Annotated in this window: 19 protein-coding genes and 3 pseudogenes; 10 read left to right on the top strand and 12 right to left on the bottom strand. The window is 67.3% G+C overall.

All coding sequences use genetic code 11. From position 1 onward, the window contains the following. Positions 1-357 precede the first annotated feature (357 nt). Positions 358-555 (bottom strand): hypothetical protein, encoded by a 198-nt coding sequence (locus tag ACTG9Q_RS28540; RefSeq protein ID WP_455576011.1) that lies wholly within the window; start codon positions 553-555, stop codon positions 358-360. A gap of 69 nt (positions 556-624) precedes the next feature. On the opposite strand from ACTG9Q_RS28540, the gene ACTG9Q_RS28535 reads away from it, so the two are divergent. Then, positions 625-921 (top strand): hypothetical protein, encoded by a 297-nt coding sequence (locus ACTG9Q_RS28535; RefSeq protein WP_455576010.1) that lies wholly within the window; start codon positions 625-627, stop codon positions 919-921. Between the two features lie 49 nt (positions 922-970). Here ACTG9Q_RS28535 and ACTG9Q_RS28530 read toward each other — a convergent pair whose 3' ends face one another. Continuing rightward, positions 971-2,032: an IS630 family transposase gene (locus ACTG9Q_RS28530; RefSeq protein WP_455576009.1), complete on the bottom strand. Its 1,062-nt coding sequence runs from the start codon at positions 2,030-2,032 to the stop codon at positions 971-973. A gap of 209 nt (positions 2,033-2,241) precedes the next feature. Here ACTG9Q_RS28530 and ACTG9Q_RS28525 point away from each other — a divergent pair, with 209 nt between their 5' ends. The 6 genes and pseudogenes from ACTG9Q_RS28525 to ACTG9Q_RS28500 all read left to right on the top strand — a co-directional run bounded on the left by ACTG9Q_RS28525 (position 2,242) and on the right by ACTG9Q_RS28500 (position 7,198). Continuing rightward, positions 2,242-3,105, top strand: coding sequence for a TIR domain-containing protein (locus tag ACTG9Q_RS28525; protein ID WP_455576008.1), 864 nt, complete (start codon positions 2,242-2,244; stop codon positions 3,103-3,105). A gap of 20 nt (positions 3,106-3,125) precedes the next feature. Beyond that, the gene (locus ACTG9Q_RS28520) at positions 3,126-3,692 is read left to right on the top strand and encodes a TIR domain-containing protein (RefSeq protein ID WP_455576007.1); all 567 of its coding nucleotides are present in this window, start codon (positions 3,126-3,128) and stop codon (positions 3,690-3,692) included. Then, positions 3,689-4,564, top strand: coding sequence for a DUF4231 domain-containing protein (locus ACTG9Q_RS28515; protein WP_455576006.1), 876 nt, complete (start codon positions 3,689-3,691; stop codon positions 4,562-4,564). Before ACTG9Q_RS28520 ends, ACTG9Q_RS28515 begins: the two co-directional genes overlap by 4 nt. Positions 4,565-4,885: 321 nt before the next feature. Continuing rightward, positions 4,886-5,848, top strand: a pseudogene (locus ACTG9Q_RS28510) (IS30 family transposase). A 131-nt stretch (positions 5,849-5,979) separates the two neighbouring features. Further along, positions 5,980-6,141 carry a transposase family protein gene (locus ACTG9Q_RS28505; protein ID WP_455576005.1) on the top strand — a complete coding sequence of 54 codons (162 nt, stop codon included), beginning with the start codon at positions 5,980-5,982 and terminating at the stop codon, positions 6,139-6,141. 308 nt (positions 6,142-6,449) lie between these two features. Then, a pseudogene (locus ACTG9Q_RS28500) lies at positions 6,450-7,198 on the top strand (IS5 family transposase). Positions 7,199-7,216: 18 nt separating this feature from the next. Here ACTG9Q_RS28500 and ACTG9Q_RS28495 read toward each other — a convergent pair. From ACTG9Q_RS28495 to ACTG9Q_RS28480, 4 genes are all read right to left on the bottom strand, one after another. Then, positions 7,217-8,443, bottom strand: coding sequence for an McrC family protein (locus tag ACTG9Q_RS28495; RefSeq protein ID WP_455576004.1), 1,227 nt, complete (start codon positions 8,441-8,443; stop codon positions 7,217-7,219). Continuing rightward, positions 8,421-10,790 (bottom strand): McrB family protein, encoded by a 2,370-nt coding sequence (locus tag ACTG9Q_RS28490; protein ID WP_455576003.1) that lies wholly within the window; start codon positions 10,788-10,790, stop codon positions 8,421-8,423. Before ACTG9Q_RS28490 ends, ACTG9Q_RS28495 begins: the two co-directional genes overlap by 23 nt. Positions 10,791-11,021: 231 nt before the next feature. Next, a complete protein-coding gene (locus ACTG9Q_RS28485; RefSeq protein WP_455576002.1) occupies positions 11,022-12,215 on the bottom strand; it encodes a tyrosine-type recombinase/integrase in 1,194 nt (397 codons plus the stop codon). A gap of 98 nt (positions 12,216-12,313) precedes the next feature. Next, positions 12,314-12,517, bottom strand: a complete 204-nt coding sequence (locus tag ACTG9Q_RS28480) for a helix-turn-helix domain-containing protein (protein ID WP_455576001.1) — start codon at positions 12,515-12,517, stop codon at positions 12,314-12,316. 215 nt (positions 12,518-12,732) lie between these two features. Here ACTG9Q_RS28480 and ACTG9Q_RS28475 point away from each other — a divergent pair, with 215 nt between their 5' ends. Next, the gene (locus ACTG9Q_RS28475; RefSeq protein ID WP_455576000.1) at positions 12,733-12,903 is read left to right on the top strand and encodes a hypothetical protein; all 171 of its coding nucleotides are present in this window, start codon (positions 12,733-12,735) and stop codon (positions 12,901-12,903) included. Positions 12,904-12,912: 9 nt separating this feature from the next. Here the strand turns inward: ACTG9Q_RS28475 and ACTG9Q_RS28470 are convergent, their stop codons facing one another. The 6 genes and pseudogenes from ACTG9Q_RS28470 to ACTG9Q_RS28445 all read right to left on the bottom strand — a co-directional run bounded on the left by ACTG9Q_RS28470 (position 12,913) and on the right by ACTG9Q_RS28445 (position 17,427). Continuing rightward, the gene (locus ACTG9Q_RS28470) at positions 12,913-13,866 is read right to left on the bottom strand and encodes a hypothetical protein (protein ID WP_455575999.1); all 954 of its coding nucleotides are present in this window, start codon (positions 13,864-13,866) and stop codon (positions 12,913-12,915) included. Next, positions 13,863-14,237: a hypothetical protein gene (locus ACTG9Q_RS28465; RefSeq protein WP_455576073.1), complete on the bottom strand. Its 375-nt coding sequence runs from the start codon at positions 14,235-14,237 to the stop codon at positions 13,863-13,865. Before ACTG9Q_RS28465 ends, ACTG9Q_RS28470 begins: the two co-directional genes overlap by 4 nt. A 2-nt stretch (positions 14,238-14,239) precedes the next feature. Beyond that, positions 14,240-14,551, bottom strand: coding sequence for a hypothetical protein (locus ACTG9Q_RS28460; RefSeq protein ID WP_455576072.1), 312 nt, complete (start codon positions 14,549-14,551; stop codon positions 14,240-14,242). Positions 14,552-14,678: 127 nt separating this feature from the next. Further along, positions 14,679-15,149, bottom strand: a pseudogene (locus ACTG9Q_RS28455) (DNA cytosine methyltransferase); the annotation flags it as partial. Positions 15,150-15,220: 71 nt separating this feature from the next. Next, complete coding sequence (locus ACTG9Q_RS28450; RefSeq protein WP_455575998.1) at positions 15,221-16,429, bottom strand: TRM11 family SAM-dependent methyltransferase; 1,209 nt, start codon at positions 16,427-16,429, stop codon at positions 15,221-15,223. Next, positions 16,426-17,427, bottom strand: coding sequence for a hypothetical protein (locus tag ACTG9Q_RS28445; protein WP_455575997.1), 1,002 nt, complete (start codon positions 17,425-17,427; stop codon positions 16,426-16,428). The genes ACTG9Q_RS28450 and ACTG9Q_RS28445 overlap by 4 nt, the downstream gene beginning before the upstream one ends. 673 nt (positions 17,428-18,100) lie before the next feature. Here ACTG9Q_RS28445 and ACTG9Q_RS28440 point away from each other — a divergent pair. After that, the gene (locus tag ACTG9Q_RS28440; RefSeq protein ID WP_455575996.1) at positions 18,101-19,168 is read left to right on the top strand and encodes a hypothetical protein; all 1,068 of its coding nucleotides are present in this window, start codon (positions 18,101-18,103) and stop codon (positions 19,166-19,168) included. Positions 19,169-19,368: 200 nt separating this feature from the next. Next, positions 19,369-19,686, top strand: coding sequence for a pilin (locus ACTG9Q_RS28435; RefSeq protein ID WP_455575995.1), 318 nt, complete (start codon positions 19,369-19,371; stop codon positions 19,684-19,686). The last annotated feature ends 240 nt before the right edge of the window (positions 19,687-19,926 follow it).

Genomic DNA, 19,926 nt, shown 5'->3' with positions numbered 1-19,926 from the left:
GCCGCCTCCACCGCTGGACCCGCCTCTACCGCTCGAAGCGCGAGGGGTCGGCGAGGTGTAGGAGGACGGGGAGTAGGACGACCGGTATTGGCCACCATGAACAGGGCAGTCTGCGCCACCGCCCCGGATGTGGCCGCGTACGGGCGCTGTACATCGCATGGTGCGAGTCTAGGCGCGACCACCGACAGTCCTGGTACGAGTCCTGCCGGGCACCGACCGCTACAGGCTTGGTCCCCGCCCTGGGGATGGGCTGGGGTAGTGCGGGCTGGTCGTAGGCGAGTTGTCGGGCGCGTTCCGCGGCGCGGGCCCGCTGGTACGCGGCTGCTGTGCCTGCCAGGTAGTACGCAGCCGGTCTGCTCAGAGAACATGGCGGCCCGGGTGCGGGTTCGGTGCGCAGCTCGGTGTGCCGCCGACCCAGGCGGTGGCGTCGTGGTCTTGGCTGGCGATGCGGGAGCGCTGGTCGCGTAACTGGTGCTGGCCGGTGGCTGGCGCGCGGGCGCGGTCGACGGCGGCAAGCAGCCCGTCTGTGCTGCGGTGGCCAAGCAGGTCGACCACCCGCGGTACTGAAGGCGGTCAAGGTAACTTTGCCGGTCGTCTTGGTGCAGGGCGGCGTTGGTGGCTTGGTTGGGCAGCCGCGCGGACGCGGTGGTGCTGCTGGCCCGCTCCCCCGGAGTGGCGGTGATCATCAGCGTCGTGGCGCTCGCCTGGTTCCTATACCGCAGGGCAGCGATCCGCCTGAGGCGCAACCTCTGGCTCGACCCGACCGCCAGCGTCGTACCGGGACGGCTCCTGGTTGACTTTCGCTGGAAACTGGAACCAGGCCAGATCGCCACGATGTCTTTTCGCTTGCTGCCGCTGCCCGCGGCAGACCAGATTGTCTGCCTGCACGGCATTCTCACCATCACCGGGGCTTGTGACTGACTTTCCACCTTCTGCTTGTCATAGTACCAACGCAACGAAGCGGGTCTACCTACCGCCCCAGGCGCTTCAACATATTTGAGTCGAAATTGTTCGGTTGCCTACATGATGGCGTAGCGGACGTGGGGTGCCCGGAAGTAACCGCGGACGATGTGCGGTTGGCGCTGGCGGCGGTGCAGGAAGCGGCGGGTTTCGTGGGCGAGGTGGTCGGCGGTGTGGGCCCGTGCGGCGTTGACGTTGCGTTTGAGGTCGGCGTTGAGCACTCGTCCGGGTTGAGCTCTGGGCTGTAGCCGGGCATCAGGTGCAGTTCGATCCGCTCGTTGTTGGTCTGCAGCCAGGCGCGGACCGTCTTGCTGCGGTGGACCGGGTGCCGGTCGGCGATGACGTGCACTTTCCGGCCCGCTTGGCGGGCGAGGCGGTCGAGGAACGCGGTGAACACGGTTGCGGTGAAGCGCTCGGTGAACACGGTGAACCACAGGGCGCCTCGCGAGGCGACCGCGGACATGACGTTGACCCGCAGGCGTTTCCCGGTCACCCGCACGATCGGCGTGCGGCCTTTCGGTGTCCAAGACCTGCCTGGCGGTGCGGCATCCGAGCGCAGCCCGCACTGGTCGACCCACGCGACCGCGGCCCCCTGAGCCTTCGCGCGTGCCTCAATCGCCGGGTACTCCTCATCCAGCCACGCGCGCACCGCGGCGGGCTGCTGCTCGTAGGCGCGGCGCGCCGGGCGCTGCGGGGTGAAGCCGTGGCGGCGCAGCCACAACCCGACGCCCTGCTCGGTCATGTCGACCCCGACCACCAGCCGGATCAGCTCGACCACCGCCGATCGTGTCCACAGCGGGCCGCCGATCAGCAACTCTTCGGGGGTGTAGTCGGCCATCGCCGCGAACAGCGTGCCCCGATCCTGTGGAGCGATCAGCTCAGCAGGGCCGGGACGCCCCCTGCGAGTCGCCAGGCCGCCACGACCATCCCGCCGGTAGGCACGCCACCACGTGCCCACCGACCGTTCGGAGACCCCGAACACCTCCGCCGCCTGCCGATAGCCCTCGACCCGACCGGCCTCCAACGCCGCCACCACCCGCAACCGCAGCACTTCACGCTCGGCAGGCGACAACCGATGCGCACCCTCGACATCGACCACGAGTGATCAACCTACAGGAAGGTGATCACTTTCGTCTCAATAGGTCGTGTACATGAAGCTGAGCATCGCAGGCATCTGCGAACGAACAGTCAACCTAAAAGTCTGCCATGCATGCACTCGTTAAGATAAGATACCCCGAACTCGCGCGTCACGCGGTTGGCTGCACAACCGGAAGGGCATGAATGAAACGTGAAACGTACTTTCCCGGCGCACAGTTCCCGGTGGAAGTTATTGATGCAGCCATTTCTGTACTTAGCCGGTTTCGCCTTCTCGATACCGTGAAGGATAAAGAACCAGTTCGCTTTTCGTCGATGGTGGTTGCTCATGGCCACAGCATCTGGACGCACGACGACATCGATGCATGGATGGATGACTATCGACGGCAGCCCTTGTCGGCGACATTGACAGTCGTACTCCCTCCATACCAGGAGTACTCTACACTGCGGGAAGCCGTGACGCTGGAGCTCCGGTTCTCAAGTGACGTTGCAGGTCCTGCCGGAACGTCAGTTGCAGTGGAAGCCAACAGCACAGATAAGATCGAATCAGTTATGAATCTGTTTGCAGCGACAACCGGGGTGCCCAGTCCGTTGCCAGCAGCAAACGCGATAGCACTGCGATCACCAGCAGTGTTCATTGGCCATGGTCGCTCTGATTTGTGGCGTGACCTAAAAGATCACCTTCTCCATCAGCACGGTCTAACTGTCCAGGCATATGAAACGGGAGCACGCGCAGGTCACGGTATCCGAGATATTCTCGAAAGTCTGCTTTCAGATGCAGCATTCGCAATACTTGTACTTACCGGTGATGATACCACGGAAGCTGGCACTAAGCGTGCTCGTCAGAATGTGGTGCATGAAGTTGGACTGTTCCAGGGCAGGTTGGGATGGCACCGTGCAGTACTGGTAGTTGAGGAGGATGTTGAGCTCTTCTCCAACATTGATGGCGTCCAGCAGATCGGGTTCAGTCGCGGCAACATACGTGAAACTTTTGGCGACGTAGTCTCTACCCTTCATCGTGAGTTCGGACGCAGTGTAGGCAGACCATAATTACAGGCGCGGAGAATACCATGACTCATACATCGAGGACCCTGCTCTCTTATACTAGGCATCGATGCTTCATCTCATATCACCAAGCAGACGAAGAAGAAGTTCAGCGGTTTGTCGATACGTTTGACCACACGAACGATGTTTTTATCTCGCGCGGTATCGGTGCAAGTATGCCGGGAGACATCATCGATAGCTGGGACCCCGACTACATCAAGAGTCGGATCCGGCAGCTCTACCTTAATACCAGCACGGTAACCATCGTAATGATTGGTAAGTGCACGTGGGCTCGTAGGTTCGTTGACTGGGAGATCGCAGCATCGTTGCGCAATACGGTGAACTCAAGCCGGAACGGACTCATGGCGATTCGCTTGCCATCGGTTGCTCACTATAATCCCAATCTTCCTCCTCGCCTTCACGATAATTTGACCGAGAATCAGGGCGAGCGCTACGCCAGATACTACGACGTCCCGAGCTCGGCTGCTGATCTTGCAGGCTACATTGATGACGCCTATCGGGCGCGTACAATGCGGGCTCAGTCTGCGACGAATACTCGCCTGCTGTTTGATCACAACCGGAAGTGCCCATGACGTCCCCCGCCTTTGAATTGCCTGGCTTCTTTGTCGAAGCAGACAGGGCATCGCTCCGCGGTCAGCGCCGTATGCTGCGATGGAGTCGTGCTCGTCTTCTTGGTGCGGTAGGCGCATCCGTTGGTGGAGCACTGAGCTTAAAAGTTGATAACTTCGATCTCTGGGCGATACTAGCTTTACTCTCTTTCGGGGTCGCACTCGTTGCCGAGATCGCTCTCATGACGACGCAGCCTGAACGCGATTGGTATGCGGGGCGAGCATTAGCCGAGTCAGCCAAAACGCTCGCCTGGCGGTACGCAGTGGCCGCAAATCCCTTTCCGCCATCGATGGGCGCAGCCGAAGCGCGTCAGTTGATGCATGAGCGCCTTGCTGAGGTTGCGGAAAAGGGAAAAGACAGATTGGTGCTGGGTGTGGAAGCACCTGGAATCACTTCAGGGATGACCCGTGTACGCGAAACCTCTTTCGGGGAGCGTAAAAGGATCTACCTCGAAGAACGTGTTGCCGAACAAAGAAGCTGGTACGCCGCAAAGGCGGCAACCAATGCGCGTAACGCTACCCACTGGCGAGTTGCATTGATAGCGGCTGAAGTTGCTGCCATCGTTTTAGCTGGCGGTCGCGCTTTTGGTGCCTGGAACCTGGATGTAAGTGGAATCATCGCAGCTGCGATTGCCGCAGGCGCGGCCTGGCTCGGATTGAAGCAATACAGTTCGTTGGCATCCGCTTACTCGATTGCCGCCACTGAACTGAGTCTGTCTGGAGCAAGACTTTCGGACGCGTCTGAAGAAAGCTGGGTGGACGCTATGGCTGATGCCGAAGAAGCAATCAGCCGCGAGCACACGATGTGGATTGCCTCGCGTGCCGGATTAAGATGAAATTTTACGCGTCTCACGACTCGCCGCATTAGGGAACTGAACACTTGCGCCTCACGTCATACGACAAGGCGGTATGGAACATATTGCTACTTCCAACGAGACGGAAATTTTGAAACATTGAGAAAAAGTACGCAATTTCCAGTATCGCCAATGCGCAATGCGTTAATTCGCCGTTTTCACGGGGAATGGCGTAAGGGCGGTCGTTTCATGGAGAAAGGTGCTCTCAGCTGCAAGGATATGGCTTGTCCAGGGGGCGAGTTCAGTCGGTCGTAGCATGTGATCTTGGTGTTCGGTGGGGAAGGATTCCCTGTCGTGCGCAGGATGTTGACCTTGGCCGATCGGGAGGAGATCTCCCGGGGTTTGGCCGAGTCGTTGGAGTACAAGGAGATCGCGGTCCGGATCGGTCGTGACGCGTCGGTGGTCTCGCGTGAGGTGGCTCGTCACGGTGGGCGGGATGTCTATCGCGTCGAGCGTGCGCAGCGGGCCGCTGCGGTGGCTCGGACGCGGCCGAAGGCGTTAGCGGTGGATCGGGACCCGGTGCTGAGGGCTCGGGTGCTCAGGTTGTTGCGGATCGGCTGGTCACCGGCCTCGATCGCGGGCCGCCTGGCGCGTGATCACGGCGGCGGGGACGCTGGTCGGGTGAGTCACGAGGCCATCTACCAGTGGGTCTATGCCCAGCCGGTCGCCACGTTGCGCCGGGAGTTGATCGCGCTGCGCACCGGTCGCACGAACCGGGCCGCGCCCAGCCCCTGCGCCGCGTATCCGCGAGCCCCGCTACCTCGATGAACACCCTGTCGAGGTCGCCGGGCGCGCGGTGCCGGGGCACTGGGAAGGCGACATTGTCGTCGGCAAGGGCGGCAAGACAGCGGTGGCCACGCTGGTGGAGCGCACCAGCCGGTTCCTGGTCCTGGTGCTGCTGACCGGGCGGGACTCGCTGACCGTCACCCAGGCCATCATCTCCGCGGTCGGCCCGCCGCCATCCTCGATCACACGATCGCTGACCTGGGACTGCGGCGCGGAAATGGTCATGCACAAGGGTGTCACGGCCACCGGACTGCTGGTGTTCTTCGCCCACCTCACTCCCCCATGGGAGCGCGACAGCAACGAGAACCTCAACCGCATCGTCCGCGAGTACCTACCCAAAGGCACCGAGATCACCAGCAACCCACACTACTTGGCCGCGATCGCCGCCAGGTCAACGGCCGAGCCGTAAGATCCACCACTGGCGCAAACCCCAGCGAGGTATTCACCGAACTCCTCGCATCAGATGCTTCCACCACCTGAACTCGCCCACCAACAAAACCCCACCACCGTGCAGTGGCAACGATGGACTCCCCCTCACACACCCCCGAGGGCGACCCGACCCGAGATAACCTCGACACGCGGCTGGCTGCGCGGTCTCGCCTGCGCACCGGGTGCGGGCGCGAAAGTACCGGCTGGTGTTTGTCGACCAACTGTTGGCGACCCATGTGCACCTCCGTCACGGTGTCACCCATGATGTGCTGGGCGCCTGTTTCGGGGTTGACTGCTCGATCATCACGCGGGCATCAACGAGATCCGACCACTGGTGCTCATGATGACCTTAAGGCTAGGCGGGCCCAGTGGTACAGGAACACCAGTTGGTCGACCATCGTCCGCATCCCGGGATGAACGACCTCTCACCGGCCGACTGGATCTGGCGCGCGACGAATGGCGTCCCGAGGTCGTCGCCACCGCAATCTGGGAGCTAGGTCCAATGCCAGTGACTTACTGGTCCTAACAAAATGATCAACGTCGTTGCGTCGGCCGTGCCCGTTGTGGATCATGTTCGGTCGTGAGGAGAGGTTAGTCGCCGCCGTGGATCGTCTCGGACGACCTGTGGGAGCGGATCGAGCCGTTGTTGCCGGTGGTGCCACGCAGACCTCGCAACCCCGGCCGGAAGCGGGTGCCCGATCGGCAGGTGTTGTGCGGGATCCTGTTCGTGCTGCACACCGGGATCCAGTGGGAGTTCCTGCCGCAGGAGCTGGGCTTCGGCTCCGGGATGACCTGCTGGCGACGATTGCGCGACTGGAACCAGGCCGGCGTCTGGTCTCGACTGCACGAGGCACTGCTCGCGGAGCTGCACTCGGCGGGCAGGTTGGACTGGGACCGCGCCGTCGTCGACACCTCGCACGTGCGGGCCGCTCGCCGCGGCCCAAAAGCGGGCCGAGCCCGGTCGACCGCGCCCGACCGGGCTCCAAGCACCACGTCCTGACCGACGGCGGCGGCATCCCGCTCGCGGTCCTGCTCACCGGCGGCAACCGCAACGACGTCATCGGCCTGGAGCCGCTGCCGGACGCGGTGCCCAACGTGCGCGGTCGACGCGGACGCCCGCGTCGACGCCCGAAGACGGTCTACGCCGACCGCGGCTACGACCACGACAAGTACCGCAGGCTCCTGCGCGCCAGGGGAATCGCTACACGAATCGCCCGCCGCGGCGAACCCCACGGCTCCGGTCTGGGCACGGTCCGCTGGGTCGTGGAGCGCACGACCGCCTGGTACCACGGCATGAAACGCCTACGCATCCGCTGGGAACGCCGCGACGACATCCACGAAGCCCTCCTCGGCCTCGCCACCTGCATCATCTGCTACCGACACATCCAACGACTTTGTTAGGACCAGTTAGGCGAGGTGCTAAGCAGGTAGCGGTGCCCGACTGGTTACGGTCGCACGTCCTGGACGCGTCGTGAGGTCTGCGATGTGGCTGGCCAGGGAGCGGACCTGGCGCAGGAGAGCGGTGGGCTCGAGGCCGAGGTCGAGGTGCCGGACGTGGATACGCACGCCGGCGTGCGGCAGGTGGTGGGTCATCCCGGTGCTCGGGCCGTCGGCGTAGACGAGGATGGCGTCCGACAGGCCGGCCGCGGTGGCGTAGGCGAGTGTCTGGTACAGGTTCGGTGCGTGGCCCTTTCCCTTGTCGTACCGGTACTTCAGCTCGCCGACGAAGCGACAGCGACCCTCGACCCACCAGCTCAGGTCGGGCTCGATGGCCAACTGCCGCGCGTCGTCCAAGTGGAGCCGGGTCGAGGAGCCGGAGGGGAATTCTCGCTCGCTGATGCCGAGAGCGCGTCGGGTGGCGTTGCGGACGAAACGTTCGAACACGGTGGCCATGTCCAGGACCAGCCCGGGGGCGCGGACGTGACCGGTGTGCAGGTCGGCCTCCGCGCCGGTGAGGATGAGCCGTGCCAGCTCGACCGCGGGCCGGTAGTGCTGGTTGAGGCGCGTCCACGGCACGGACGGCACCTGGTGCGCGTCGTACCGGACCGGAGCCACCCCGGCCAGCGCGCGCCGCAACCGCACGAGAGCGCGACGGGTGACCTCGGCGTGTGCCGGGAGGTCCGCTGCGGCGAGCAGCGCGGCCAGGAGCAGGCGGTTCTCCAGGATGTCCTCGTCGTGCTCCTGGTAGGACACGGCGAGCGGCAGGTCGCGACCCGGTGTGGTGCGCAGCTGTTCGGCGAGGTCGATACGTCCGCGCACGGTGTACGAATGCTCCTCGTGGCCGCGATAGCCCCGCAGGACACCGTTTCGTAGCGCCCGGTCGCACAAGGCGCCGAAGAGCACGACCACGGCGTCGGTCAGCGAGCTCGCCTCGTCGAGTGCCGCGTCCCCGTGCCATTCCGGGTCAACCGCGTGCGCGAGCAGGAACAGGACCCTGGCGATGTCCAGCTTGGGCCGGACGACGATCGTCGTGTCACCGTCCACGAGCGCACCGACCAACCGCCCCGGTCGGACGTCGTACCGTTGGCCGGACGTGTCAGATAAGTCCACCCGGCAGGCGAACCGGGTCCGCAGCAGCTCGGCCTGGTGCGGCGTGAGCCAAACCGCGTGTCGCGTCTCGTACTCACGGAAGAGGAGCGTCGTCACCGGGAGCACCCACCTCCACCCGCAGTTGGGCGAGGGTGAGCTCGACGAGGCGGTCCTGACGGCCGTGGAAGTGCTCCCTCAGCGTGGGCAGCACGGCGTGCTCCCACACCAGATCCAGCCACGCGTCGTCGATCTCGTTGCCGTCGCGGAAGAAGTGGCTGGGGCCGATGGCGGCGTCGGGGTCGGCGATCCGCCGGTTCGCGGCGGCGACGGCATCGGCAACCCACTCGTACTTCGGATGCCGGTGCTGGAGGTAGCGGCGTAGCATCTCGGCCACCGGACCCTGGTCAGACCGGAAGTCGACGAAGTAGAAGCGGCGCCGCAACGCGCTGTCCAGCAGTGCGATCGAGCGGTCCGCCGTGTTCATGGTGGCGATGAAGAAGAGGTTCGGCGGAAGAGAGAACCGCTCCTCCCGGTACAGCAGCCTCGCAGGCTCGCCTCGGTACTCAAGCAGGAAGTACAGCTCCCCGAACACACGCGCCACGTTGCCGCGGTTCAGCTCGTCGATGACGAGCACGTACTGGTTGTCCTCGTCGGCTCGGGCCCGCTCCGCGATCCTCAGCAGCGGTCCGTCCACGAGCCGGAAACCGCTGCCGTCGACCCGAGGGCGGAAGCCTTCAACGAAGTCCTCGTAGGAGTACGTGGGATGGAATTGCACCAGTTCGACGCGGTCGCGCGACTTGGTGAACCACGCCGCCAGCTCACGAGCCACGTACGTCTTCCCGGTGCCGGGCGTGCCCTGGAAGATGAGCTGTTTCTTTTCCCTGAGCAGCTGGTCGATCTCGTCGAGGAACGGTTCGTCCAGGTACAGGTCCCGTGCGAGGTCGGTCAGCGATCGTTCCTGCTCACCGTCGACGGGATCGCTGGGCGGTCTGGGTGTGTCCGGCTTTGGCTCCGGAGGCGTCGCGCCGCTGCCGCGGCGCCACTTCCGAAATGCATCGGCCTCGATGTCCGACCACTCGTTCGGCGGGTCGTAGGTCATCAGCGCCCACATGAGGGACTGGCCGTCGAGCCGGTCGGCGAGCTCGACGCCCGCGCTCCGGAACGCGGTCACGAGCTGGTCGAGGAACACGAGGAACCACGCGTACCGCTCGCCCTCGGTCGCGGACGGCTCCGGCTTGCTGTGCTTGGTGAGCCGGTAGGCCGCGTCGACCGCCCGCGCCCGCCACGGCGGCATGGAGGTGACATCCACTGCGCCGAGCAGCACCGAGGCCAGGTTCAGCCGTGCGCCGCTGCCCGCAACGGCCGTCTGGGGCAGGCGCTCGAGGAACCGGTCCACCGAGGAGGGGCCGGGGTCGGTCCACAGCTGGGCGAGAACGTCGGGGCCGTCCTCAGCGTTTGTCAGCCACTTCAGGAACGAGTCGGTGACCCGCCAGTCGACGAGGTTGAGGCCCCGCAAAGCGTTCCGCACGTCCTCGGGTGCCCCGGACTCCCGAGCGGTCCTGAGCGCCTCGGCGCCCTCGAGCTTGTAGGCGCGTTCCATCGCGGCGAGGTCGACGGCGCCCCGCAGTCGTCTGCCCCATGCCACCAGCGCGGTCCACCGGTCGCTCTGCTCGGACCATTGCCACACGTGGGGCGAACGGTACAAGTTCACGAACTCCTCGACGCCCCAAGTCTCGTTCGGCGCCAACGCGTTGACAACAGAAGCGAGCCGGAACGACTGCGGTTCGGTGGCGGGACCCGCGAGGTCCGGCCACGTGTCCAGGATGCGCTGCCGATGCTCGCGGCTGACGACCGGCGCGAACACGTCCGGGAACAGCAGGTGCTCCAGGGAGTAGCGCTGGATCGCCCCGCCGTTGTCCTCAACTCCATCCAGCAGCTCGACGAGCGCGGCCGGCTCGGTCAACGCGCGCCGCCGTGCGGGCTCAGACAATCGTTTCAGAGCCGCGACGGTTCGAATGAGCTGCGAGAACTGGCGCCAGCGGTAGTTGTTGTATCCCTGACCGGGGTTTACCAGGCCCGACTCGAGCGCCTCGGCGAACTCGGCCGGGATGTCGTGGCCGTCTCCGGCGAACCCGAGCACGGCGCGCACGTGCTCGGCCTTCATCCGGCCACCGATCGTGGTGCTGCGCGCGACCAACAGGTGCACGTACAGCAGCTCAGCGACCAGCCGTACCGCCGACGGTGGCGACGCGGCGAGCTGGCCGCGGAGCTTCGTGACGAAGGTGTCCTTGCCGACGTCCGGCTGGTCGACGAAATCGCGGACCAGGATGTCCGCGTTCGCGGCGGTCGCGATGCGATCCTCACCGAACAGGCTCAGGTCATCGAGCAGACTCCGATCCCGCCAGCGCCGCGCCGCTTCATACACCGGCCGGCACGAAGGATAGGGAATGCGGGTCCGCGTCATGTCCGCCATCAGACCACACAGCCCGCACGGTTCGTGCGCTCGTGCCAGTTCGTGGCAACTCAGTTCAAAGTGGCAGGGTAGGCCATCGGCGACTTCCCAGATCTGGCCGTTCGGTGAGAATCTCCGATCAGGTCAGCAGCAGCAGCAGCAGTGTGGCCCGATGTGGCGAGAGGTACGGGCGCTCGTCAAGCTGCCGCCCCTGACTGCGACGTTGCGCTGGATGTCGAAGTACTACGCGGCCTCAAGTTTCAGGAGTGGGGTGTCTGGTGGGTTGCCGATGGTGTGGAGGGCGTTGTGCCAGCGTTGTTGGAGGGTGGTGAGGAGGCGGGTTTCGATTTCGGGGGCGACGTGGCTGTAGATGTGTTCGATTTTGTCGGGGAGGCGGTGGCCGAGGCGTTTGGCTTGGGCGATGTCGGGGATGAGGTCGGCGATGAGCCAGGTTTTGTGGCTGTGGCGCAGGCCGTGGAAGGTGAGTCCGGGTTCGATCGGGGGTAGGCGTGGCCAGTTGGTGGGGTGGTGTCCGGTGCCGTCGGCGGCGGGGCGCATGACGCGGCGGGAGAAGTTGGAGCGGCGGGGGTGTTCGCCGGTGGTGGTGATGAAGACGTGTGGGTGGTGGTGGGTGGTGAGGTGGTGGCGCAGCAGTTGTGTGAGGAATGGTGGGAGTGACACGGTGCGGGCGGATTCGGCGGTTTTGGGTGGGCCGAGTTGGAACTTGCCGTCGATCTCGAGGAGGGCCCCGTGGTCGGGGTCGATGATCATCCGACCGGTGCCGGTGGTGGGGAGGTGGAGGTTGTGGCGTTGCAGGCCGAGGAGTTCTCCCCAGCGGGCTCCGGTCCAGGCTGCGGTGATGATGAGTGCGGCGGCCCAGGCTCCGGTGAGGTGGTAGGCGTGCAGGGCGATGCGCAGGGCGCGGTCGGGGGTGGTGTGGACGCGTTCGCGGGTGGGGGTGTGGTGGCGGCGGCCGCGTCGTTTGGGGCGGTAGGGGTTGGCGTGGATGAGGCGTTCGTCGGCGGCGTCGGTGAGCATCATGGACAGGATTTTGACCATGGTGGTCACGGTGGTGGGGGCGTAGCCGTCGCCGCGTTTGGTCTTGGCCCAGGCGTGGATGGTCAGGTTCGTGATGCCCGCCAGGGGTTGGTGGCCCCAGTCGGGGTGCAGGTGGTTGCGCCAGAGGCTGCGGTATTGGCGTTCGGTGTTCGGGGAGACATCGAGCGCGTCGAACCAGGCCTCGGCCCACGCTTGCAGGCGGGTCTTGCCCGCGTCGGGGTCGATGAACTGCCCGCGCCGTTGGTCGACGTTGATCTCCTCGGCTTTGGCCTCGGCCGAGGGTTTGCTGGTGTAGCCGGGGATGGAGCCGAGGGTGCCGTCGGGTTTGCGGTAGCGGACCCGCCAAGTGTCAGGGCCTGAGGGCTCGACGTAGGCCACGGGTGATCACCTTCCCACGAACCGGGTGACGCGATGACGGCTGTATGGACCCGTGGTGACCGCCGAGTGGGCAAGCATCCACGGCGAAGGTGACCCGATCAGGGGACACCACCCCCACGAAACCGGGCCACGGGACGCGGAGTGCTGGCGAACTGCTCGGCGATGGCCACCACGTCGGAGTGGGTGAAACGCAGATGCTTGCCGACATAACGACATGGGATCACCCGCGCAGCGGCTTTGCGCCGCAACCACGAGGGCCGCAACTGCAAACGCGCCGCCGCCTGCTCCGCGGTGAGCAACACGACCTGCCCCTCCCCCACCCCCGACTCACGTGGCACCCGTGTCGGCGTCTCCGGGCACTCGTCCTCGATTGCTGTTGAGGGTTCGGCGGGCGGTGTGGGGCGGGTTGGGCGTGTGGTTCCGGCGATGCGTCGTGCGTGCCGAGGGCTGCTGCTGGACATGGTCCACTCCCCTGCTTGTTGGTGACCGTCGATGTCGATTCGGATGGATCGAAGAGGTGGTTGAGTCGCCGCACACGACCCGGACGAGCCAGCGCACCGTGGCGATGGTGGCGGCGATGACCGAGGGCCGGTCCCCGGTCATCGCCGCCGCGGCTGGCGTCACGTACCGGACGTCATCGCTCGACCCCGCCACCTCGACACGGCTGGCGCGTGCTGGGTTGGTGTGATGGCGATGCTCATGCCGCACGACCGCAGTCGGCGGCGGCTGCTGCTGGTTCTCCCGAGCGGCACGACCACGGCGAGCAACCGTCCGGTTCGCCGTCCTCCTCGGCCCCATGTGTCGAGTCGGTGGTGATCAGCCGCAAATGCCTCGTGGGCCGCGACTTCGGAAGCACGTCGAGGTCGACCTGGTCCAGCGGAGTGCAGGAGCGGTGCAGGAAGTACTGCCCGCGCAACTCCTGCCCCTGCGTCGTGGCACGCGGATAACCGTCGCGGATCGCGCGGTCGAACTCGACCGCCTCCGCCCAGCCCTGCGGGTCGTGATCGCGCACCCACCGCCATCCGGCGTTGCCATGGAACGGACACCCGACACACGCTGACTTCACCGTCTCCCCAAAACCCCGCTCGGCCAAGTACTCCATGCACCGTGCGCGGTCGAAGCCGAGGTCGATCAGCGGGAAGACGTTACGCAGGAACCGCAGCCCGGAGTCCTTGGCGCGGTGGAACTCATCGGTGCTGATGCCGATGGCCTGCTCGGCGTACACCCCTCGCGGCACCCGACGCGGATGCGGATACCCCAGCAGCTCCCGCGCCGCCTTCTTCAACGGGGTGATCTTGTACTCGGAGGTGCACTGCCTGCGGGCGAGTCCTCGTGACCCGTCCGGGTTGAGGGTGTGCAGGGGCATGGAGACGAACCGGTGCTTCGGGTCGAGGGCGTCGGCGCGGATGTTCCCGGCCGAGACCCGCCGCACCGGGATACCGTGCTGTTCGGCGTGTGCGGTCAGTCGGTCGAGGTTGGCGTAGACGGCGCGCGGTTCCCAGCCGGTGTCGGCGAACAGAGCCACGTCGAACCGTGGGATCTCGCCCTCGCAGGCCAGCAGCAACACGGTGGTGCTCTGCACCCCGGCGCCCAGGGACAGCAGTCGCAAAGCGGGCCCGGGGTCGGGCACCGCCGGGTTTGGTGTGGTCATGCCGCAAGCACCTCCTTGCCGGCCCGCGGCCGATGGTCGGTGTGGAGAAGTTCGGCGAGGTCGTCCAGCAGCAGTGACACCGCGTGGGCGGCCTGCTGTGGGACCACGCCGTTGCCCAGCGCCCGCAGTTGCGCGGTGCGGGGCAGCGGGAGGTCGGTGACCCACCCGGGCGGAAGGCCCATGAGGTGTTCGACGAAGGCGGGCGCGAGCACCGGGCGGCCGTGGTTGCCGGGCTGGGTCGGGTGCGGCGCCGGGCGGTCGAGCACGGTTTCCCAGCGGCGGATCGCCGCCTCGTAGACACCCCAGTTCACCGTCGCGGACGACGGCCGAACGGTCGGCTCACCGGCCACGCCGCCGGTCGAGTCGGGCACCGCTACGAGGTGGCCTCGCCTGCCTGGCCCTCGGTCGAGGTAAGCAGCCGGATGACCGCCGAGGGCAGCATCAGGTCGCCCTTGGAACCCCGTTGCGCCGGGCATCCTTTCGTGCCGTCGGTGGCGCGTGGGGTGGGCAGCAACACCTCCGGCGCCACCAACGGGAGCACCTGCTGCGACAGCGGCGGACGGAATCCCCGTCCGGCCTTGCGGCCCGCCGTTCCGGTGTCGGAGGCCCGTGGAGTCGGCAGCAGCCGAAGCTGGCCCGGCAGCGTCGGGCCACCCTGTCTGCTCGCGGCTGCGGCACCGTTCAACGAGCCGTCGTACGCGGTCGGCGCCGCCGGCATCCCCGCCTCCGTGACCGGAGCAGGGTATGCGCAGCCAGGCGAGCAGGAACACCCGCTCCCTGCGGTGGGCGGCTCCGATGTCGGCGGCGCGGACGCTACGCCATGCCGCGTCATACCCCGCTTCGGCCAAGTCGCCGAGTACACGGTGGAGTCCTCCCCCGCGCCAGCGAAGCGCGGCGACGTTCTCCACAACGACGAGCGCGGGTCGTAGTAGGCGAAGACCCGCCACGATGTCGGTCCACAGCCCACTGCGGACTCCCTTCTCGATGCCCGCGCGCTTGCCCGCGGCGGAGATGTCCTGGCACGGGAACCCAGCGACGAACACGTCGACCGGCTCAACCGCACGCCAGTTGATGTGCCGCAGGTCGCCGAGGTTCGGGATGCCCGGCATCCGGGCATCGAGGACCTGGGCGATGTGCAGGTCGGGGTCGGCGACCCAGGCAATCCGGCCCCCACCGAGCGCGGCCAGCACGCCAAGGTCCAGGCCGCCGTAGCCGGTGCACAACGACCCCACGACCGGACCGGACTCGGCGCTGGAGGAGCCTCGCCCCGGCCCCAGCGGCATCACCGGGGCCGGGACGAGAGCGAGCGGCCGCGCCGCCCGCGCACGAGACGAGCGGGGTGAACGGTGCCGGGTCATGCCGCCCGGCCTCCGCGTGCAGGGTCGTCACCGAGGTGGCCGGCGGACCGTGTCGACCGGAATTGCTCGAGGTCGGTCACGCTCGCCGAGGACCTACCTGTGGTCTTGTGCAGGGCGGTGCGGAAGACGAGCACGTCCTCATGGGCGATCAAGTGCAGCGGCAGCCCAGCCTCGCGCTGCTTGCGGATGAAATCGCGCTGGAAGAAGCTGCCGCGCGCCACCAGGTCGGTCTCGGCGGCGCGGGCCAGCAGAGCGACATTGCGCTCCACCGGAATCAGGCCGGCGGCGCGTCCGCAGGCAAGGATCTGGGAGGGCAGGTCGATCAGCTCGGCGTGCTCCCGCCAGGGGCGGATGGTGATGGCGATGTGCCCACCGGGCTTCAGGAACGTCCGCAACGCGGCGAGGATGCGCGTGAACCCGGCCAGCAGCCGGTGGTGGCCGATGTTGGCGAGGTTGCCCCGGTCGAGGGTGTTGCCGTAGAGGTGGTGGTACTTCTGCACCCCGGCTCCGGGCGCGACCGACACCTGCCCGTGGGTCGAGGGACCATAGGGCGGAGACGTCACCACCAGCGCCGCCTGACCGACGTACTCCGGCGGCAGCAGCGTCACGAGCTGGCGGGCGTCACCGTGGAACACCCGCGCGTCGATCCCGTCGTCACCGCCCACGCCCTGCTCCCGCGCCAAGTCGAGATTCGCGCGAGCGACATCGACCCAGTGGGGTTCGTACTCCACCCCGACGGCACGGCGCCCGAGTCGGACGGCTTCGACGAGGGTGGTGCCGATGCCGCACATCGGGTCAAGCACCAACTCGCCTGGCCGGGTGTAGTGGGTGACAGCGTGACGGACGACCTCGGGCAACATCTTGGCCGGATGCGCGGTCGACTCAGGGGTGTACTTGTTCTTGCGCTGGGCCGCTGGCGAGGACTGCGCGGTCGTCCACACCGACACCGCGGGCGTCTCCGCGCTGCCCTTCCGCTCACCGTTGTCCACAGAGTTGTTCACAGCGGTGGGCGAGGTGTCGAGTGCGGTGATGAGCGCGCGTGGGATGCGCTGGGTCGGTTCGTCGCCGACCGCTGCGGCGGTGGTCGCGGAGGACTCGGCGGTGGGCTGGTGGGTGGCGTCGTGCGTCACGGGCGTGCCTTCCTGGCGGTGCGGTCCGGGGTGGGCGAGGGCGTCGTTCGGCGCGGGGTTGGGCGTGGTGTTCATTGGAGGTCTTCGGGCTGCGGGACCGCGTCCGTGGGCGCACTCGGCGACGCCGCGGGCGTCGGCTGGTGGTCGTGCGGCTGGGCGAAGACGAGGACGTCGGAGTGGATGCGCCGATGCGGAGCGGGCAGACCGCGCACCGAGGCGCGGTGACGCGCACGCGCGTCGCCGTCGTCGGTGTCGAGGTCACCGTGGACACCGTCGGAGTGCGCGTCGGGGTGGGTGTCGGCGAGGTGGAAACGGCCGTCGCGGACGGGCGTGTGCAGGGCGACGATGTGCTGGAGGTAGAGCAGGTCGGCGTTCTGTCCTGCGGTCACCACCGCGCCGGTCGGGTCGGTCAGCTCGCCCGACGTCCAGTCACAGTGGGTGAGCACGACGAGGATGCCGCCGACCCTCAGTCGCCGTGCCGCGTAGAGCGCGATGAGGTCGGCGGTGTTGCCGTGACCGTGGTGGCCGGAGGGGTGCGGCGGCAGGCTGGTGATGATCAGGTCGGCGCTGTCCACGGGTGCGGTCACCGCGTCCGGGAAGGGCACCTCGACGGTGGCTTCCGGTGCCGTGGGGAGGGTCGCGGGAGCCGGGCCCAGCCCGCCGACGAGGTCGGCCCAGAACGGGCGGGACGCCAGGCCGGTCAACATCGGATCGACCGGGACTCGCTCGACGCGCGCGGCGCGGTCGAGGCGTTCGACGGCGGCGATGGCGTCGACCAGCTCGGGGTCCGACTCGGTGCCGGGGGCGTGGTCGATGACGCCGTCGGCACCGACCACGCCGAGCCTCGGGCGGGCGCGGTCGGGGGTCGGCCAGCTCAGCAGCACGACCTGTTCGGTGGGCTTGCTGAACGAGGTGACGATCCGCTCGACGAGGGCCGCGGGCCACGTGGCGTCGAGGTCGATCGGCGCGGAGCCGGCGGTCCAGACGGTCGCCGGAGTCGGGGTCGAGGCCGACCCGCGTGAGCGCGAGCGACCGGTGCCGGCCGTGGACTTCGCGGGCTTGCCGGGGCTCACGCGGGTGGTGGTCGGAGCGGTCGGCCAGGGGCGGCGGTCGCCGCCTCGGCGTCCGCCGGGGCGGGCCGGAGCCGGATGGGTAGAGTCAGCGTGCCCTCGGGGCGAGCGGCGGGCGGAGTTGTCGGGCTGGGTCACGGGTGTCCCTTCGCCAAACTGGGTGCGCCTGTCGGTGCGAGGCGCTGATGACACCCCTGAACTCCGAAATACAGCCCCTTTGGGGACACGCCCCTGCCAACTTTTCTCCACCGGATTCCACGGCGCGAATATCCGGGAAACGTTCGCGCGCGCGTGCCCGCACAGGGAGAGGCGGCGGGTCCGAAAGAAGGGGACCGAGCGCTTTTTCCGATCCGCCGGAGATCGCGGGCGCTCCCGACTGACAGCAGCGCGTTACTACTCGCTCACGGCTATGACCAAACTGGTACCGAACTAGTACCGGGAACTCATACTCCCAGCTAGGCGGGTACTACCGGACAAGTCGATTTGATCTCGACACACATGCTCGGTGATTCACAATGGCAGCCTGAGTGGATCTTGTGGTGCCTGCGGCGCGGCCGTGAAGATCGCCGGTACCTCTGCGGTACTAGTTCGGTACCAGTTTGGTCATCGGTTGGTACCACCCGCCGTGGCGTCCTGGGCAAGTCGTTGATTCCGACTTGCTTTCGGGAGCCATTCCATGAGTTCACGTGAGGCTATTCCGCGCTCCGGTTTCGAGCGCGACTCCATGCCGCTGGACGCGGCGCGGTCGGCGTTCGAGTGGCTGGTCGCCGGACCGCACCCGGTCTCGGTGGACGGCCGGTTGTTCCCCGGTCTTCCGGCGCGCCGGGTGCCGCTGAACGAGCTGCGCGCCCGGCTGCTGCGCCGCCGCTGCCCGCAGACGCTGCGGGACGCGGCGTGGGCGCACCTGGTCCTGCTCGCCCGCACCGAGGGCAGCACCTGGACCGTGGGCGCGGTCGGGGTCGCGCTGCCCGCGCTGACCTCCATCGCCGCCACCTTGTCGGCGCGCTTCGCCGGTGACCCGAGCGACATCCACGCCGCGGTGCTCGCCGGTTTCGTCGCCGAGCTCGGCGAGATCGACCTGCGCCGCCCGCGGGTCATGTTGCGTCTGCGGTGGGCCGCCTACCGCGCCGGCCACGCGTGCGTGCGCGAGGCGCTGGACGCGCCGGTGCCCTCAGGGCACGGGTTCCGCTCGACGCCGCCGCCGCCCCCGTGGGGCCACCCCGACTTCGTCCTCGCCCGCGCCGTCGCCGAGCACGCGATCACCGCCGCCGAGGCCGAACTCATCGGCTCCACCCGGCTGGAAGGCGTGGCCATGGCCGACGCCGCGACCGAATGCAACCTCTCCTACCAAGCGGCGAAGAAGGCGCGCCAACGCGCCGAGCACCGCCTGGTCGCCTACCTGCTCAATGACCTCGCGGACACCACCGACACCCCACACGCCGGTCCGCACGAGGGCGACGTGGCGACCCAGGTGGCCGACGCGGTGACCATCACCGCCGCCGCCCAGCACACGACCACCGCCACCTTGCCATCACGCAGTGTCACTGATCTGGCAGCGCGCACGGCGAAGAAAGTCGGCGACCGCGTGTCCCCACAGGGCCGATTTTCCGGAGTTCAGGGGTGCGGGAAGACACCAGCCACCCCCGCGCACACCACCTCTTCGCCCACCCCGCCGCGCGAGTCCACACAGCACTCGCCACAGCGGCCGTCGGGCACGACTCCGGGAGCGTCGCGATGCGCCTGACTCGCACCCCAGTTCGTCCTCGTCACCACAGCCGGCCCGGTGACAACCGTCCTCACCACAGGGTTGTCCTCCGCCGCCGTGAGGTGACCTCGCGGGCCCACAGACCGATGTGCGCGAGCCAGCGGCGGCCGACCAGCAACGGCAGTACACCTCCGATCTCTGATAGGCGTAGCGACCGCCGCAGCAGCATCCGCCGTCGCATGATGCTGATCGCCGAACTGGTCGTGGTAGCGCTGCTGACCTCTGGTGCGACAGCGCACGCCGACACCGTGGTCCTCGCGATCGCGGGCAGCGTCGACGAGGTCCTGACCAACATCCGCAACTGGCTGATGGGCATCCTCGCCGGGCTGGCCACGGTGTTCCTCACCATCGGCGGTGTTCGCCGCGTGTTCGGCGGCGGTGACCCCGGCGAGCAGGAGAAGGCCAAAGAGTGCTTCAAGGCGGCCGGGATCGGCTACGCCCTGGCCGCGCTCGCACCACTGGTCGTGACGGTGCTCAAGGGCATCGTGGGGGCCTGAGGCGATGCGCCCGCCGAACAGGCCGGTCAGGTCTGCCCCACGCCGTGCATCGGTCCCCACTGTCAGCTCACCGCACGACACAACGCCCACCGCGCGAAGCGGATCGGTGTCGGCGGACCGCCGGGAGATGCTCGCGCCTCCGGTCGCGAGCCCTCGGCGGGCCCGGCGGATCGGGCGATTCTTTCGCTTCTCGCGGAGCCGGGCGCTGGTGGCGTTGGCGGTGAGCCTGGTCGTCCTATT

The organism is Actinokineospora lacus, assembly GCF_053813445.1.
This window is presented reverse-complemented; position numbering and strand designations above follow the sequence as displayed.